Here is a 17054-nt window from a genome sequence, read left to right as displayed (position 1 = left end):
ATTCTTTAAGATGAATAAGTGTAGTTTGGTTGCTAACATTTATATATTACAGTCTAGTAGTAAACCCTCATTTTGGTCTTTTATGATGGTTTAACTACTTTCTTTTTAAAGTTACTGTATATAAAGAGAGAAATTTTCAGAATTTATAATATCAATCGGAAGTAAAGTCTTTTTCTTAATTTCATTCTGATAAATTAGATGTTCTGCTAACTTTGTTATACCTAAATATGTTTGCTGTTTTGGATTTTGATTAATTAAAAAAGTTATAATTTCAGATTTTAAATAATCAATATTTAAATCTAATAAATCGTAACCTATTAATGAGATGTCAGAAAAATTAGCAGTTTCTAATGTTTGAGCTACAAGATAACTTTTAGACGTTGTTATAAATAAACCTTTGGTGTTCGGATGGCTATTTAAATATTCAGGTAATGCAGTTTGCAGTTTTTTTGCCTCTATTTGCAAAGTAGTTATTTTGAAAAGGGATGTATTTAACTCTTTGAAATAAGTAGTAAACCCTTTTTCTTTTTGTTGCATATGCAGAGCATTAGTGATATCTTCATTAATATGAATAATCGTAATGTCTCCTGTTTTTATCATGCTATGTAGCAATTTAGCTGCTACACGACCACTTTGTATTAAGTCTTGACCTACAAAACCATCTGCTATTTCTGGGGAAACCTGATTATTAAAGGTTAAAACAGGAATGTTTAATTTTTTATAGTCTGAAATTGCCTTTTTAGCTTCTTTATAGAACAAGGGGGCAAGTAAAACAGCATCAGGATTTTGTTTTAAAAGAACTTGATGCTTCTTTTTAAATGATACAGTGGATCTAGGATCATAAGTAACAATAGTCACGTTTACATTAAATGGCATAAAAACCTGACTTGCACTGAGTATGCCTTCTTTACAGCGTTTCCAATAATTGTCAATGTCTGGGTTAGGTAATAATACACCGATATGGTAGTCTTTATTGTTTTTTAAATTCCGAGCGATAACGTTAGGCTTGTAATCTATATCTTCTAAAATTCTGTTCACTTTAGCAAGTGCCTCTTCAGATACTTTTCCTCTTTTATGTAAGACACGATCTACAGTTCCTTTAGAAACTCCTGCTAAAGCTGCAATATCTTTTATGGTGTATTTTTTTTCATTTTCACAAATATATAAAACTGTGGAGATTTTAACAAAACAATATGTGTTCGAACACATGTTTTGTGTGCTCGAGCACATTTTAACATTTAATTCTTTTTTTATTATGTTTTACTTTTTACATTAGCCTACATATTAAGAATTAGGACAGCAGTTTTAACTCGAATTTTTAAACTTTAAAACCAATTAAATGAGTGTTAATAAACCAACTTTAGTCATTTTGGCAGCCGGAATCGGGAGTCGTTATGGTGGGCTAAAACAATTAGATACATTTTCGCCAGAAAAAGATACAATTATGGATTTTTCCATATATGATGCTTTAAAAGCTGGTTTTGGAAAATTTGTGTTCATAATTAGAAAAAATATTGAAGAGGAGTTTAAAGCTGTTTTTAATGAGAAATTGGAAGGAAGAGCTGAGGTTGATTATGTTTTCCAGGAATTAGAAAATGTGCCTGACGCGTATGTAAATCCAGAACGTAAAAAACCTTGGGGTACAGGGCATGCCTTGTTAATGGCAAAGGATGCAGTTACCGAAAATTTTGCAATTATAAATGCAGATGATTTTTATGGAAGAGAAGCTTTTGAGACTATGGCAAAAGCATTAATGGAAACAGATAAAGATTCTTACAATTTTTGTATGATGGCATATTTGCTAAAAAACACCGTGTCTGATAACGGTTTTGTGTCAAGAGGAGAGTGTCAAGTAAATGCGCAAGGCTTTTTAACAGATGTTACAGAACGACTTCATATCGAAAAGACGCCTACTGGGATAATTAGAAAGGATGAGAATAATGATACGGTAGATATTGATGGAGATGTGGTTGTTTCTATGAATTTTTGGGGGTTCACACCAAAATGCTTTGAGTTTGGGACTAAATTATTTGAAACGTTTTTAGAAGAAAACAAACATAATCTTAAGGCTGAATTTTTTATACCAAGTGTGGTGAACGAAATTTTACAGTCGGGGACTGCAACTGTAAAGGTATTGAAGTCAGATGCTAAATGGTTTGGTGTGACTTATAAAGAAGATAAAAAATCGGCTACAGACGTTATTACTAAATTAAAATCGGAAAATGTTTACCCTTCAAACCTATGGTCAAATGACAGAGAATAAAATAAAATTAATTTTTAATCAGTTTAAACATAGTGAGGAGTTTGTTTCGTTAAAAGAATTGATTTCTGGACATATAAACGACTCATATCTTATTAAAACCACAGGCGATACTGAATATGTTTTACAGCGTATAAATCATCATGTGTTTAAAGATGTACCAGGATTAATAACAAATAAAGTAGCTGTAAGCAATCATTTGAGAAATAAGTTTTCAAGTTTTAATGAAATAGATTTAAATAGAAAAGTATTAACGTTTTTACCAACTTATAATAACGAATACTATTATAAAGATGATTTAGGTAATTATTGGAATTTATCTGTATTTATAAAAGATAGCTACACCCACGACCTTGTTGAGAGTGAAACCATTGCCTATGAAGGTGGAAAATTATTTGGTGAATTCTTGAACCTAACTAGTGATTTTGATGCGAGTCTATTAATAGATGTTATACCAAATTTTCACGATATGTCTTTTCGTTATAAGCAATTCGAGGAAGCTTTAAATAAGGCTTCTGGAAAACGCAAGGAGTTGGCTAGTAATTGTATAGCTAGGGTTGAAGAATTAAAAGAAGAAATGCATATTCTTCAAAATTTAAAAACGTCTGGAGAAATTAAATTACGAGTTACTCATAACGATACAAAAATCTCGAATGCTTTATTTGATAAAGAAAACAAAGGGCTTTGTGTAATTGATACAGATACGGTTATGCCAGGTATTATTCATTACGATTTTGGTGATGCGATACGGACTATCTGTAACTCAGCAGCAGAAGATGAAACCAATCTAGATTTGGTAACGTTTAATAAAACCTATTATGAATCTTATAAAAAAGGATTTTTAGAAACAGTAGAAGACGCATTATCACCATTAGAACTTAAGTATTTACCTCTTGGAGCTAAAACAATGATTTTTATAATGGCATTGCGTTTTTTAACGGATTTTTTAAATAATGATGTGTATTATAAAACAAAATATTCAGAACATAATTTAGATCGTTCTAAAAATCAATTCAAACTTATAGAAAGTTTTGAAGCACAAATGGAAGTCTAAATATATTTATGATTTTCACTAAATATTCCTTTAACATTAACATTTTTAACCATCTAAATAAATATGACTAAAGTAGCCACACCAACCTCTAAAACGAATTCAAATAAGATAGCCATTGCTATAATTGCTGGATTGTTTTTCATTTTTGGATTCGTAACCTGGATAAATGGAGCTTTAATTCCATTCATGAAAACGATAAACGAATTAACCGATGCGCAATCGTATTTAGTGGCATCTGCATCATATATTTCATTTGTTGTGATGGCTTTACCTGCATCATATATTATAAATAAAGTTGGATATAAAAAGGGAATGTCTCTAGGTTTATTTATCATGGCTATTGGAGCACTAGTTTTTATTCCTGCTGCAGAAGCACGAACATACTGGGTCTTTTTATCTGGTATTTTTATTCAAGGTATGGGAATGACTTTATTGCAAACAGCTTCAAACCCTTATATTACAATACTTGGCCCTATAGATAGTGCCGCTAAGCGTATTGCTATAATGGGGATTGCTAACAAAGTTGCAGGAGCTTTAGGGTCTTTAGTTTTTGGAGCCATTTTGCTTTCAGGAATTGATGAGGTTAAAGAAAAATTGGGTATTGTATCGGCATCAGAAAAAAATGAATTACTAAATACTATGGCAGATAGTGTAGTTATGCCATATGTTATAATGGCAATAGTATTGTTTGTTTTAGGTTTTTTAATTAGAAAAGCACCACTTCCAGATATTGAGGCTTCGACTGATGAAGAGGAAGGAGTCACCAAAGTTCAAAAAACCAATATTTTTCAGTTTCCTCATTTGTGGTTAGGTGTTATAACCCTGTTCTTTTATGTAGGGGCAGAAGTTATAGCAGGAGATACGATTATATCTTACGGAATGTCTTTAGGGTTTTCATCTGAAGAAGCTAAATATTTTACCACATATACGCTTTTAGCTATGGTATTAACCTACGCTTTAGGAGTGTTTCTAATTCCTAAATATTTAAAACAACACAATGCTTTAATTATTAGTGCAATACTAGGGATTTTATTTAGCTGTTGCATAATTGCTACTACCGGAATAATATCGGTAATGTTTGTAGCGGCTTTAGGTATCGCAAACGCCTTAGTATGGCCAGCAGTTTGGCCGTTAACTTTAGAAGGTTTAGGTAAATTCACTAAAACAGGCTCTGCATTATTAATAATGGCAATTTCTGGTGGTGCTATTATACCGCCTTTGTATGGGGAATTAGTAGATAATAATAAAGTCGATTTAATTTTAAATGGGATGGAAGAGTCAGAAGCTTTGTCTCAGGCTGCAACAAGCAGTTATTGGATTTTAATTCCGTGTTATGCTTTTATCTTGTTTTTTGCATTATGGGGACACAAGTATAAAAGCTGGAGTAAGTAATTTATATAGAGTTAATATTTAAAGTATTATTAAAGATGAACAAGATGTATAACTGGGGAATACTTGGATGTGGTAATGTTACAGAACTTAAAAGTGGTCCAGCTTATCAAAAAGTAGATGGCTTCAACTTAAATGCTGTTATGCGTCGTGATTTTGAGAAAGCGCAGGATTATGCATTAAGACATAGAGTTCCTAAATTTTTTAATAATGCAGATGATTTAATTAATGATCCGGAAATTGATGCTATTTATATTGCCACACCACCAGACTCTCATACAGAATATGCTCTGAAAGTTGCTCATGCAGGAAAAATTTGCTGTATCGAAAAACCTATGGCTCCGAGTTACCAAGAGTGTGTTATTATAAATAAAGCATTCGACGATAAAAAGATTCCATTGTTTGTGGCGTATTATAGACGTTCGTTGCCAAGATTTGACAAGGTTAATGAATGGCTAATAGCAGAACGAATAGGCGAAATTAGACATATTAATTGGCACCTTAGTAAACCTGCAAATGATATTGATTTATCGGGCAAATATAATTGGAGAACGGATTCTAAAATTGCTCTCGGTGGATATTTCGATGATTTAGCTTCTCATGGTATAGACTTGTTTGTTCATTTATTAGGAAATATAAAAGAAGCTAATGGAGTAGCGGTTAATCAGCAAGGATTATATACTGCAATGGATTCCATTACAGGAAATTGGTTGCATGAATCGGGCATAACAGGTACGGGAAGTTGGAATTTTGGTTCAGAAAAACGCGAAGATTTGGTTCAGATTTACGGGAATAGAGGGAAAATTAGTTTTTCAGTATTTAGTGAATCGCCTATAAGTATCGAAACAGATGATAATAAAGAATCACTATTTGTTGAGAACCCTGAAAATATACAATTATATCATATTCAAAATATATTAAAACATCTTAATGGTAGTGTGTTGCATCCTTCTACAGGAAAAACTGCGATGCATACAAGTTGGGTGTTAGATAGGATTTTAAGAAAAAAATAAAAAAATCAATACAAAAAATATCATGTTAAAGAGTAAAATTGACAAAGCCACAGGATTTGAAAAGCGATTTGAAAATATAGGAACGGTAGTTTACGAAAATTCTAATTCAGGATCAAAGGCAGTAGCTAAGGAGATTGCCGATTTAATTAAGGTTAAACAATCACAAAAGCAACCTTGTATTTTAGGTCTTGCTACAGGGTCATCTCCAAAAGGGCTATATGCAGAATTAGTGCGCTTACACAAGGAAGAAGGATTAAGTTTTAAGAATGTGATTTCTTTTAACTTGGACGAATATTATCCTATGGAGCCAGATTCAGTAAATAGTTATGTGCGATTTATGAAAGAGCTTCTATTTAATCATGTCGATATTTTACCAGAAAACTGTAATATTCCAGACGGTACTTTATCAAAAGAGGAAATCGCTGATTATTGCGATGCTTACGAATCTAAGATCGAAGCTTTAGGAGGTATTGATTTACAAATATTAGGAATTGGAGGAAATGGACATATTGGTTTTAACGAATCAGGTTCACTACAAAATTCAAAAACACGATTAGTAGCCTTAGACCACATTACGAGAGTAGCGGCAAGTAGCGATTTTTTAGGTTTAAATAATACCCCAAGAACCGCAATTACTTTAGGAGTTAAAATGATTATGGAATCTCAGCGTGTTATTTTAATGGCATGGGGAGAAGGTAAATCTAATATTATAAAGCAATCGGTAGAAGGTCAAGTAACTAATCTCGTTCCGGCATCATTCTTACAAGAACATGATAATGTTACGTTTGTTTTAGATAAAGAAGCATCATCAAAGTTAACACGTATCAATACACCTTGGTTAGTCGAGAAAATAGTTTGGACAGATAAGTTAATTAGAAAAGCAGTTCTAGGCTTAGCATTACATTTAAAGAAACCGATTTTAATGCTTACAGATGCCGATTATATAGAGAACGGTATGAGTGATTTATTAGCCGATTCAGGACCTGCTTACGATATAAACATTAAGATTTTTAACAGACTACAAAATACCATTACAGGTTGGCCAGGAGGTAAGCCCAATGCAGACGATTCAAAACGTCCGGAGCGTGCAGAACCAGCAAAGAAACGTGTTCTTATATTTAGTCCGCATCCAGATGATGATGTGATAAGTATGGGAGGAACCTTTAAGCGTTTACAAGAACAAGGTCACGAAGTACATATTGGTTATCAAACTTCAGGAAACATAGCTGTCTCAGATGATGAGGCATTACGTTTTGCAGGATTTGTATGTGATTATAATGCTAAATTTGGTATTGAAAGTGTAGAAGCTGAGAGCATTTACAAAAAAGCAGTTGCCTTTTTAGAGAATAAAAAAGGGAGTGAGATAGATATTCCAGAAGTGCGTTATATAAAAGGGTTAATACGAAAAGGAGAAGCTCATGCGGCTGCAAAATTTATTGGCTTACCAGATGCCCACATCCATTTTATGGAAATGCCATTTTATGAAACCGGAGCAATAGAAAAGAAACCCTTAGGTGATGAAGATATAGAAATAACAATGGCCTTAATCGATAAGATAAAGCCACATCAAATTTATGCAGCGGGCGATTTAGCCGATCCACACGGGACGCATAAGGTCTGTTTAGATGCGATATTTACAGCAGTAAAAGCACTAAAACCAAAAAAGTATATGAAAGACTGCTGGGTTTGGTTGTACAGAGGCGCATGGCAAGAGTGGAATGTAGATGAGATAGAAATGGCAGTACCAATGAGTCCTGACCAAGTACTGGAAAAGCGTCATGGAATATTTAAGCATCAATCTCAAAAGGATGGTGTCGTGTTTCAAGGGGCAGATAGTAGAGAATTTTGGCAACGTGCAGAAGATAGAAATGGCGAAACAGCAGAGATTTATCATTTACTAGGGTTAGCTCATTATGCGGCTATGGAAGCCTTTGTGAGATGGCATTTTTAGACAATTATAAGGGGGGCTTAATTTGATTAAGTACCCCTTATAAATTTAATAATCAATTTTACTATGAATAGATTACTTTACAATCAAGAAAGTTTAACAATTCCATTGTGGAAATCTACAATTCCAAATGCTATACAAAATGAGGAGTATAGAGAATTGTTAATTTATGAAGGTAATAACTTGTCAAGCACGTCTCAAGTTGTAACTCCAACCCTAACTATTTTTAAACCTGAATTAGAACAAGAAAACGGTACAGCAGTTGTTATTTGTCCAGGAGGAGGGTATAAGCACCTGGCAATGGATAAAGAAGGGTTTAAAGTAGCAATTTGGTTAAGAAGTTTGGGAATTACAGCCTTTGTTTTAAAATATAGATTGCCTTCTGATGATATTATGAAAGAGAAAAGTATTGGGCCGCTACAAGATGCTCAAGAAGCTATTAGGTGTGTAAGGGAGCTTGTGGAAGTTTATAAATTAGACACTAATAAGATAGGTGTTTTAGGTTTTTCGGCAGGTGGGCATCTTGCATCCACATTGTCCATACGTCATAATTGTATTATTTATAATTCTAATGGTATAAGTGCTAAACCTAATTTTGCTATTTTAATCTATCCATTGATTTCAATGAATGAGAATATTACTCATAATGGCTCTAGAACTAATCTATTAGGTTTGTCATCTTCCAATGCAGAAGTTCAAAAGTTTTCGAATGAATTAAATGTTAATGAAAGTAATATAATTACTTTTATGGTGCATGCTACAGATGACTTATCTGTACCGGTTGAAAATAGTCTTCGCTATTATATGTCTTTAAAAAATCATAATGTTCCGGTAGAATTACATTTGTTTGATAAAGGAGGTCATGGTTTTGGTCTTAATAATAATAATACAAATCTTTATTGGCAAGAGAATTGCAAGACGTGGTTGCAGAAGCATCATTTAATATAATATGTTAATCCTATAATTAGATATGAATTCTATTTCACCTCAAAATATAATCTTAAAATGAATTTAGATTAATTTTGAAATTATTATGTATTTATATTTAATTTGTTGAAATTAGCTATCAACCTATTACAACTTGATTTTATTAAAAGCGTTTACCTACACAAGAATCTAATCCCTAATTTAACTTTTTATTGCGTTATCCTTCCCTTTGGACAGGATAGATTCTTCGTTACCGAGCGAAAATTGTGAATAGCGTTTGCTAATTCGGAATTTTATTATTCATTTGGTTCCGTTTCCAAAGTTTTTGTACTTCATAAAAAGACTTAAAATATACACATATAACTTCCTTTTTTTAATAATTTATTACCAACATTTTGAAATTGAACAGGCTGCATGATAACTACGCTATACTTAATTTTTATAAGTTCTTTATCAATTCAAAATATTTAGACAGTATAAACAAATAAAAAAAGGTAACAGTGAGGGCTTATAGGAAGTAAATCTGAAAATGAATCTTATGAAATTAGAGAAAAATACTGGAAGTGGGACCGAAAAAAGTTTTCTAGAAATAGTTAGGCGCATATAAATGAGTAAGTTATTTTTTTATTTTCTAAATTGGTTATTAAAGAAGTCTTAATTGAAAATATTATGGTAAAATTTTATTTTTTAATAAATCAATTTAAAAATAGAGTAGGTAAAATTAGGTTATTATAGGTTCTAATGTTAAAACTTTATTTAAGGATTTGGTGTTTCAATCTTTATAAGTTATTTGAAAGCTTGTTTTATGATTTTTCAGATAGGTGACCGAATAGGTCGCTTTTTAGATGTCTTTGTTTAGTATAAAAAGAAAAGATATTTAATAAAAACCCCATAAAATCATAAGATTTACGGGGTTTTAGTGGTTTTTGTTAACCTAAAAGTGGAGTCGGAGACAACGACCGAAAAATCAGTTTTCTAGGGTTTATAAGGGGTTCACGAGGGTGTGTTTTTTATAGGTCACCGAATTGGTCTCGATTTAACAGTTTTTTAACTAATTCTGTAGGATTAAACTACAAACAGTACCGAAACACATCATATAAAATTATATGATGTTAAAAACCTATCTACATATACCTAGTCCAATATAATTATAGCCATGCGAGGTTTTATTCTCTAAATTAAATAAATTTCGTGATTATATTTAAATGCATATAGATGTAGTTTTTTTATTAAAATTATATGTTTTAGCATATAATTAGTTATATTTGATTAGTATTATATTTAATTACATATAATGGAGATATTATCAGATTTCGTAAAAGCCAGAAGGAAAGAAGTAAATTTAACTCAAGAAGAATTTGCTGAACGTGCAGGAGTTGCCTTAACGGTGATAAGAAAAATTGAGCAAGGAAAGACAAACCTAAATCTAGACAAGGCAAATCAAGTTTTAAAAATGTTTGGACATGTACTTGCTCCAGTAAATTTAAAAACTTTACCAGAAGATGAGACAAGCTAGAATTTTATATGGAGATATTTATTGTGGCTTGCTTACAGAAACGAACGATGGCGAGTATACATTTAAATATGATGAAACTTATGTTTCGAAATATCCTAATCTGTTTATTACATTTACCATGCCTGTTCGGGAAGCGGCTTATTCTGAAAAAAGGTTATTTCCATTTTTTGAAGGTTTAATTCCTGAAGGTTGGTTATTAGATATAGCAACGAAAAACTGGCGAATAAATAGAAACGATCGCATGGGACTTTTATTAGCCTGTTGTCAAAACTGTATTGGAGCAGTTAGTGTTGAACCTTTAAATATCGATCATGGGTAAATGTTTATACTGTTATAAAGACAACGATATTCAGGCAGATTATCATGTAGAGTGTAGCCGAGCTTTTTTTGGAACAGAACAAGCTCCTAAAATACCGTACTCTTTAAATGATATGACAGAACTCGCTAAACAAGTTGTTGAGCGCAGTATTTCGGTACCAGGGGTGCAACCAAAACTATCAATGGCTATTTTTACAGAAGCTAAAGCAGAAACACGACTTACAGTTGTTGGAGCTTTGGGGGGACAATATATTTTTAAACCACCATCTGTTGATTTTGAAGAAATGCCTGCAAATGAACACCTCACAATGAAACTTGCGGAGGCATTGAATATAGATGTTGTTCCTCATGCACTTATTCGGTTAGCTTCAGGAGAATTATCCTATATCACGAAACGCATTGATAGAGCTGCTGATGGGGAAAAAACACATATGATCGATATGTTTCAAATCTTAGAGGCCTTTGATAAATATAGAGGTTCTATGGAACGTATTGGCAAAGCAATTTCAATGTATGCTGAACATACGTTACTCGATAAATTACGCTTTTTTGAGATTACTATTTTTAGTTTTCTCACAGGAAATAATGATATGCACTTAAAGAATTTTTCAATGATTAAAAAGTCCTTTGGTTGGGCTTTATCTCCTGCATACGACTTATTAAATGTAAATATTGTAAATCCTGAAGATGCCGAAGAATTGGCATTAACGATTTCGGGTAAAAAGAAAAAAATCACGAAGGAGATTTTAATCAATTTTGGGTTGCAATTAGAATTATCTCAAAAACAAATTGATGGTGTCTTTAATCGATTTTCTAAAAATAAACTCACTCTTTTAAATATTATTAATAATTCATTTCTTTCCGAAAGCATGCGATCTGAATACATAGATGTTTTGGAAGAGCGTTATAAAAGATTAAAAGAATAAGCTCATTTTACTCTCTTTATTCTAAAAAGGCAATTGGCTTTTTAGCCAAATTGTATGAGGTTTATGTTCACTTGCAGTGAACGAAAAGAAGTAGCAAGAGGGTAACACGCAAAGCGATGTTTAAGACTCCTTTTTTTGTCATAAACATCTATAAACCAAACACTTGTAAGTATTTTAATTTATTGACTCTCAACGATTTGCGACAAATGCTTAGAAACCCGCAGTTTTAGGGAAGAATTTGCGACAAATAGGTAAAATTCAGTGTTTATTCTCCTCTTCTAATTTTTTAGAATTTAAGAAGCAAATGAAGGTTTAAAGAATAGCAAGAATAATACTTTTCATAATTAGTGCAAAAATTAAGTTTAAAGATTTTACGATTATTTTTTGTAAGGATTGAATCAATAAGTTGAATTAACTAATAAAAAAATCTGTAAAGCAAACTCAAAAACTAAGAATTATTCAAATCAAAATTCGAATATTTATATCATTCTGTGAATGAGATAAATTCTAAAAAAATATTAACATCACAATATTTTATATTACATTGGTTTATGAATTATTAAGTAGTTCTAAAAAATAATCTATTTACCTAATTTAATATGAAAAACACCGCATTACATGTATTGATTGCCGATGATGATATTGATGATCGTGAATTTTTTGAAGATGCCCTCGAGTCAATACCCATCCCTACCACATTACAAACAGTGAATGATGGTGTTGCACTCCTTAATTATTTATTGGAAGACGAAAAGCATTACCCCGATGTGCTTTTTCTTGATTTGAATATGCCAAAAAAATCAGGTCGAGACTGTTTAGCAGAAATTAAAAACAACGACATATTAAGTCATATACCTGTTATTATTTACTCTACTTCACTCGATAAAGACGTAGCGCATACGCTATACGAATTGGGCGCAAACTATTACATACAAAAACCTGGAGATTTCTCACAGTTAAAAAAGGTTATTCATAAAGCATTAACTCTTTTTAATACCAATCAGTTTAAACCTTCCTGCCCAGAGCAGTTTATAATTCAAACCTAGTTTTTTTTATGCATACCGAAAATAACGACACGTTTTTTTTAAAAGGCGGCGGGGAAATGGGCGAACTCATAAGAGCCAAAGATTGGAGTAAAACGCCTTTAGGAGCTCCATCCACTTGGCCACCCTGTTTGCGCCATGCCGTAAGTATCATGCTACATCATCCGTTTGGTATGTACATCACATGGGGAAAAGAATATACCCAAATTTATAACGATAGTTACCGTCCTATTTTAGGCTCTAGCAAACACCCTAAATCTTTAGGAGGCAGTTCCAAAGACACTTTTGCCGAAATTTGGCCTACTATTGGTCCCATGTTCGAAGATGTGCATGCAGGTAAAACGGTGAACTTTTCAGATTTAATGCTTCAATTGGACCGCAACGGTTATATGGAAGATTGTTATTTCAATTTTGCCTATAGCCCCATATATTTAGAATCTGGAGAGGTTGGCGGTGTTTTGGTGACCGTTATGGAAACGACAGCTAAAAAGAAAGCCTATCAAGAACTTGAAATAAATAAAAATGAATTAGAGTTTGTTATAGATGCCGCTCAACTTGGTACGTTCGACTATTATGCCCTTACAAATACATTTTCTTGTAATGCCAGATTAAAAGATTGGTTCGGACTACCTCCAGAAGATGAAATAGATTTAGACTATGCCCTAACCGTAATTCATCCTAAGGACAAAGATCGCGTAGCCGATGCTATAGCAAAATCCTTGCAATATTCGTCTGGTGGCATTTACGACATTAAGTATAGCATTATAAATCCTCATTCTAAAATAGAAATGGTGGTTCATGCCAAGGGACGCGCTTGGTTTAATGATGATAAAATTGCATACCGTTTAAGTGGTACTTTAGAGAATATTACCACACAAACCAAGGCCAATAAAAAAAATAAAGAAATGGAGGAGCACATCCGTACGATGGTGCTAGAGTCTCCTATAGGCATCTGTGTTTTAGATGCCGAAACCTTGGAAAGCGAAATTGTTAATGATAGCTTTATAGAAATTGCTGGTAAACCTCGAGAAGCCATAATTGGTAATTTTTATTGGGATACCTTTAAAGAAGTGCGCCATCTTTACGAATCTGCAATGAACAAGGTTATAGAAACGGGAGAGGTTTTTACCGCCCCAGAAGTGGAACTCACGTTAATGAGGCATGGTAAAGCAGAGGCCATACATGTCTCGTTTGTTTATGCTCCATTAAAAAATGAAAATAATGAGGTTGTAAAATTAGCTGTTTGGGTTCTAGACAATACCACGCAAGTGGAAACCTTTAAAAAAGTAAGGGTTAGTGAAAACAACTTAAGACTCATGATTCTGCAGGCACCTGTGGCCATAGGGATTTTCCGTGGTCCAGAATATACTATAGAAATTGCAAATAAATTTGCCTTAGAACTCTGGGGAAGAACAGAAGACCAAGTTATAGGCATGCCTGTTTTTGAGGCTATGCCAGAACTTCTCTCACAGGGTATAAAAGAATATCTCGATGATGTTGTTAAGACTGGTAAGCGTTTTGCCACTCCAGAAATGCCTATACTACTTTTAAGACAAGGTGAATTAAAAACCGTTTATATTAATTTTTCTTTTGAAGCATTAAGAGGTGAAGACGGCGAAGTTAATGGAATTATGGCTATAGGGTACGATATTACCCAACAAGTAGACTCTCGACAAAAAATAGAAGAAAGTGAACAAAAAATTAGAGCGCTTGTAGATAGTGCTCCGTTCCCCATAGCCGTGTATTCAGGAGAAGAGATGCGCATTTCGTTAGCAAATCAATCTATCATGGATATTTGGGGAAAAGGTTACGACGTCGTAGGCCAATTATATACAGACATCTTGCCTGAATTAAAAAGCCAGAAAATTTTTGAACAGGTTAAAAGTGTTTATGAAACTGGAATCCCCTTCCATGCCAAAAATCAGAGTGTAGATTTATTGATTAACAACCAATTAAAAAGGTTTTATTTCAACTATAGCTTTACACCACTTTTAGACGCTTTTGGAAATATTTATGCTGTAATGAACACGGCTGCAGAAGTTACCGAACTTAACGAAGTTAAGCAAAAAATAGAAGCTACCCTTTCGGAAATCAGGCTCTTCAAGTTTATGATTGAAAAAGCAGCAGATCCTTTTATTTTAATGGATGAAGAAGGTCGTTTTGTATACTTAAACACCATAGCGCGTAATAAATGGGGGTATTCAGAAGATGAAATAAAAGACCTCAAAGTACCTGATGTGGATGTTGTTTTTCTTCAAGAAAAATATAATGAAGCGTTCAAAAAAGCTCAATTAGAAACTATTCCGCCATTTGAAACCTTGCATAAAAACAAAGAAGGAACAGTTTACCCGGTAGAGATAAATATGGGAAGTGTGCACTTTGATGGCAAGCCCCTTTTATTTGCCATAGCACGAGATATTACCGAACGTAAAAAAGCAGAACAAGATATTATAGACGCCTTCCAGAAAGTAGAAGAAAGTGAAAAACGTTTCCGCAATACTGTTAAACAAGCGCCTATAGGCATTGCTATTTTTAGAGGAAAAGACAACATTACCGAAATGGCTAACGACAGCTATTTGCAAATTATTGATAAAACACATGATCAATTTGTAGGCAAGCCGTTGTTTGAAATTTTACCAGAGGTTAAAGAAACTATTGCCCCGATTATTGAAGATATTTTTAAAACTGGCGAACCTTTTTACGGCTATGAATTCCCAGCAAACATCAATCGATTTGGAAATATAGGAACCTGTTATTTCAATTTTGTTTATTATCCTTTAAAAGAGAACAATGAAATTTCAGGCTTTATGGTTGTGGCTACAGAAGTAACAGCAACAGTAAAGTCAAAACACCTGATTAAAGAAAATGAAGAAAAACTTAATCTTATTATTGATGCTAGTGAATTAGGAATTTGGGATTTAGATCTTAACACTAAGGATGTTATTGCATCTAATAGATGTTATGAGATTCTGGGTATAAAAGATTGCCAAAACCCTGCTCAAAATTCAATGATTGTAAACATGCATCCAGACGACTTGATTATAAGACAAAAAGCCTTCGAAAAAGCCTTTAAAACAGGGCTATTACACTACCAAGCTCGGGTGCTCTGGGAAGATGGTTCTATCCATTGGATGGACGCTAGAGGAAAATTATTTTACGATGAAAATGAAGTGCCGATCCGCATGTTGGGAACTGTTAGAGATATCACCGAAGAGCGCAACTTCCAACAGGAGTTATTAGAACGTGAGGAAAAATTTAGGCTTTTAGCAGACTCTATGCCTCAACATATTTGGACCGCCGATCCCGATGGAAACCTCAATTATTTCAACCAATCGGTTTACGATTTTTCCGGTTTAACAGCAAAAGAAATACTCAAAGATGGCTGGATTCAAATCATACATCCAGAGGATAGAGAAGAAAATATTAAACAATGGACACAAGCTATAACCACGGGAGAAGATTATTTAATTGAACATCGTTTTCGTAAGTTCACCGGCGAATATCATTGGCAATTAAGTAGGGCTATTCCGCAAAGAGACCAGAACGGTGTAATAAAAATGTGGGTAGGCAGTAGTACAGATATTCAGGACCAAAAAATGTTTACCAACAAACTCGAAAAGATGGTACAATTGCGCACCAATGAATTGAGTCAGAAAAATACAGATCTAGAAAAAATGAATAAAGAATTACAGTCTTTTGTATATATTTCTAGTCATGACCTACAAGAGCCTTTACGAAAAATTCAAATGTTTTCTTCAAGAATATTAGAATCAGAATACGACACTTTATCTAGTAGTGGGCAGAGGTATTTTTCTAGAATGCAACAGTCGGCACATAGAATGCAAACATTAATACAAGACCTTATTGCCTATTCTAGAACGAGTGCTCAAGAATGCACCTTTGAAAACGTGTATTTATTAGATATTATTGAAGACACCAAAGATGTTTTGAGTGAAGAACTTAATAAAAGGGAAGTAATTATTAATTTAAATAACAACCCAAAACTTAAAATAATTCCGGTTCAATTTAAGCAGGTTATATTTAATTTAGTGAGTAATGCTATAAAATTTTCTAAAGAACAAGAACCGACTATAATTACGATTAATTGCACAGAGGTGAATGGTGAAGGTTTAGACATAGAACCTTTATTGGCTTCGAAATCTTATTATCAAATACAATTTTCAGATAATGGCATTGGTTTCGAACAAAAATACAGCGAAAAAATATTTGAAGTATTTCAAAGATTACATAGCCGAGACGAGTATTCTGGGACAGGAATTGGCTTAGCTATTGTAAAAAAAATCATCGATAATCATGAAGGTTACATTTATGCACAAAGTGAATTAAATGAAGGGTCTACTTTTTATATTTTCTTACCTGTTTCTTAGGATTTAAGGTTTCAACCTAAAAAACATATTTTTATTCTTTGATACCCCCCCCCCAAAAAAAAAAAAGAAAGGTAGTTTTCTTTTGGGGGGTATTTTTTACAGATTTCAAGGCATATTTCAGTTATTTTCTGCCGTACAAAACTACTTAGAGTATCTCAATTTGCTATTCAATATCATGGATTTTATATCAAACAAATAAGGTTGGAATGAGTTAAAAAATAACCTTTTTAGAACAAGCTTCTCCTTTTAAAATAAATACTTTAGAATCTTAA

General features: G+C 33.0%; 12 protein-coding genes. 11 read left to right on the top strand and 1 reads right to left on the bottom strand.

Translation table 11 applies throughout. The annotated features are described in order from the left end of the window. Positions 1-111: 111 nt before the first annotated feature. Entirely contained in the window at positions 112-1209 is a 1098-nt protein-coding gene (locus BN863_RS13135; RefSeq protein ID WP_051774811.1) for a LacI family DNA-binding transcriptional regulator, read from the bottom strand. A gap of 130 nt (positions 1210-1339) precedes the next feature. Between BN863_RS13135 and BN863_RS13130 the strand changes: the two genes are divergently transcribed. The 11 genes from BN863_RS13130 (at position 1340) to BN863_RS18090 (ending at position 16782) form a co-directional block, all read left to right on the top strand. Further along, positions 1340-2263: a nucleotidyltransferase family protein gene (locus tag BN863_RS13130; protein ID WP_038531395.1), complete on the top strand. Its 924-nt coding sequence runs from the start codon at positions 1340-1342 to the stop codon at positions 2261-2263. Next, a complete protein-coding gene (locus BN863_RS13125) occupies positions 2250-3314 on the top strand; it encodes a phosphotransferase enzyme family protein (RefSeq protein ID WP_038531392.1) in 1065 nt (354 codons plus the stop codon). The genes BN863_RS13130 and BN863_RS13125 overlap by 14 nt, the downstream gene beginning before the upstream one ends. A gap of 63 nt (positions 3315-3377) precedes the next feature. After that, entirely contained in the window at positions 3378-4706 is a 1329-nt protein-coding gene (locus tag BN863_RS13120; RefSeq protein ID WP_051774809.1) for a sugar MFS transporter, read from the top strand. Positions 4707-4741: 35 nt separating this feature from the next. Then, complete coding sequence (locus BN863_RS13115) at positions 4742-5716, top strand: Gfo/Idh/MocA family protein (RefSeq protein ID WP_038531389.1); 975 nt, start codon at positions 4742-4744, stop codon at positions 5714-5716. Positions 5717-5738: 22 nt separating this feature from the next. Then, complete coding sequence (gene nagB, locus BN863_RS13110) at positions 5739-7667, top strand: glucosamine-6-phosphate deaminase (RefSeq protein ID WP_038531386.1); 1929 nt, start codon at positions 5739-5741, stop codon at positions 7665-7667. 63 nt (positions 7668-7730) lie between these two features. Continuing rightward, positions 7731-8612, top strand: a complete 882-nt coding sequence (locus BN863_RS13105) for an alpha/beta hydrolase (RefSeq protein ID WP_051774807.1) — start codon at positions 7731-7733, stop codon at positions 8610-8612. A gap of 1273 nt (positions 8613-9885) precedes the next feature. Further along, positions 9886-10107, top strand: coding sequence for a helix-turn-helix domain-containing protein (locus BN863_RS13100; RefSeq protein WP_038531380.1), 222 nt, complete (start codon positions 9886-9888; stop codon positions 10105-10107). Further along, the gene (locus BN863_RS13095) at positions 10094-10426 is read left to right on the top strand and encodes a HipA N-terminal domain-containing protein (RefSeq protein WP_038531378.1); all 333 of its coding nucleotides are present in this window, start codon (positions 10094-10096) and stop codon (positions 10424-10426) included. The genes BN863_RS13100 and BN863_RS13095 overlap by 14 nt, the downstream gene beginning before the upstream one ends. Next, positions 10419-11351, top strand: coding sequence for a HipA domain-containing protein (locus tag BN863_RS13090; RefSeq protein WP_038531374.1), 933 nt, complete (start codon positions 10419-10421; stop codon positions 11349-11351). The genes BN863_RS13095 and BN863_RS13090 overlap by 8 nt, the downstream gene beginning before the upstream one ends. A 599-nt stretch (positions 11352-11950) precedes the next feature. Then, positions 11951-12397: a response regulator gene (locus tag BN863_RS13085; RefSeq protein ID WP_038531371.1), complete on the top strand. Its 447-nt coding sequence runs from the start codon at positions 11951-11953 to the stop codon at positions 12395-12397. A gap of 8 nt (positions 12398-12405) precedes the next feature. After that, positions 12406-16782: a PAS domain S-box protein gene (locus BN863_RS18090; RefSeq protein ID WP_051774804.1), complete on the top strand. Its 4377-nt coding sequence runs from the start codon at positions 12406-12408 to the stop codon at positions 16780-16782. Positions 16783-17054: the final 272 nt, after the last annotated feature.

Origin of the sequence: Formosa agariphila KMM 3901, assembly GCF_000723205.1 — a bacterium.
GTDB lineage: Bacteria > Bacteroidota > Bacteroidia > Flavobacteriales > Flavobacteriaceae > Formosa > Formosa agariphila.
This window is presented reverse-complemented; position numbering and strand designations above follow the sequence as displayed.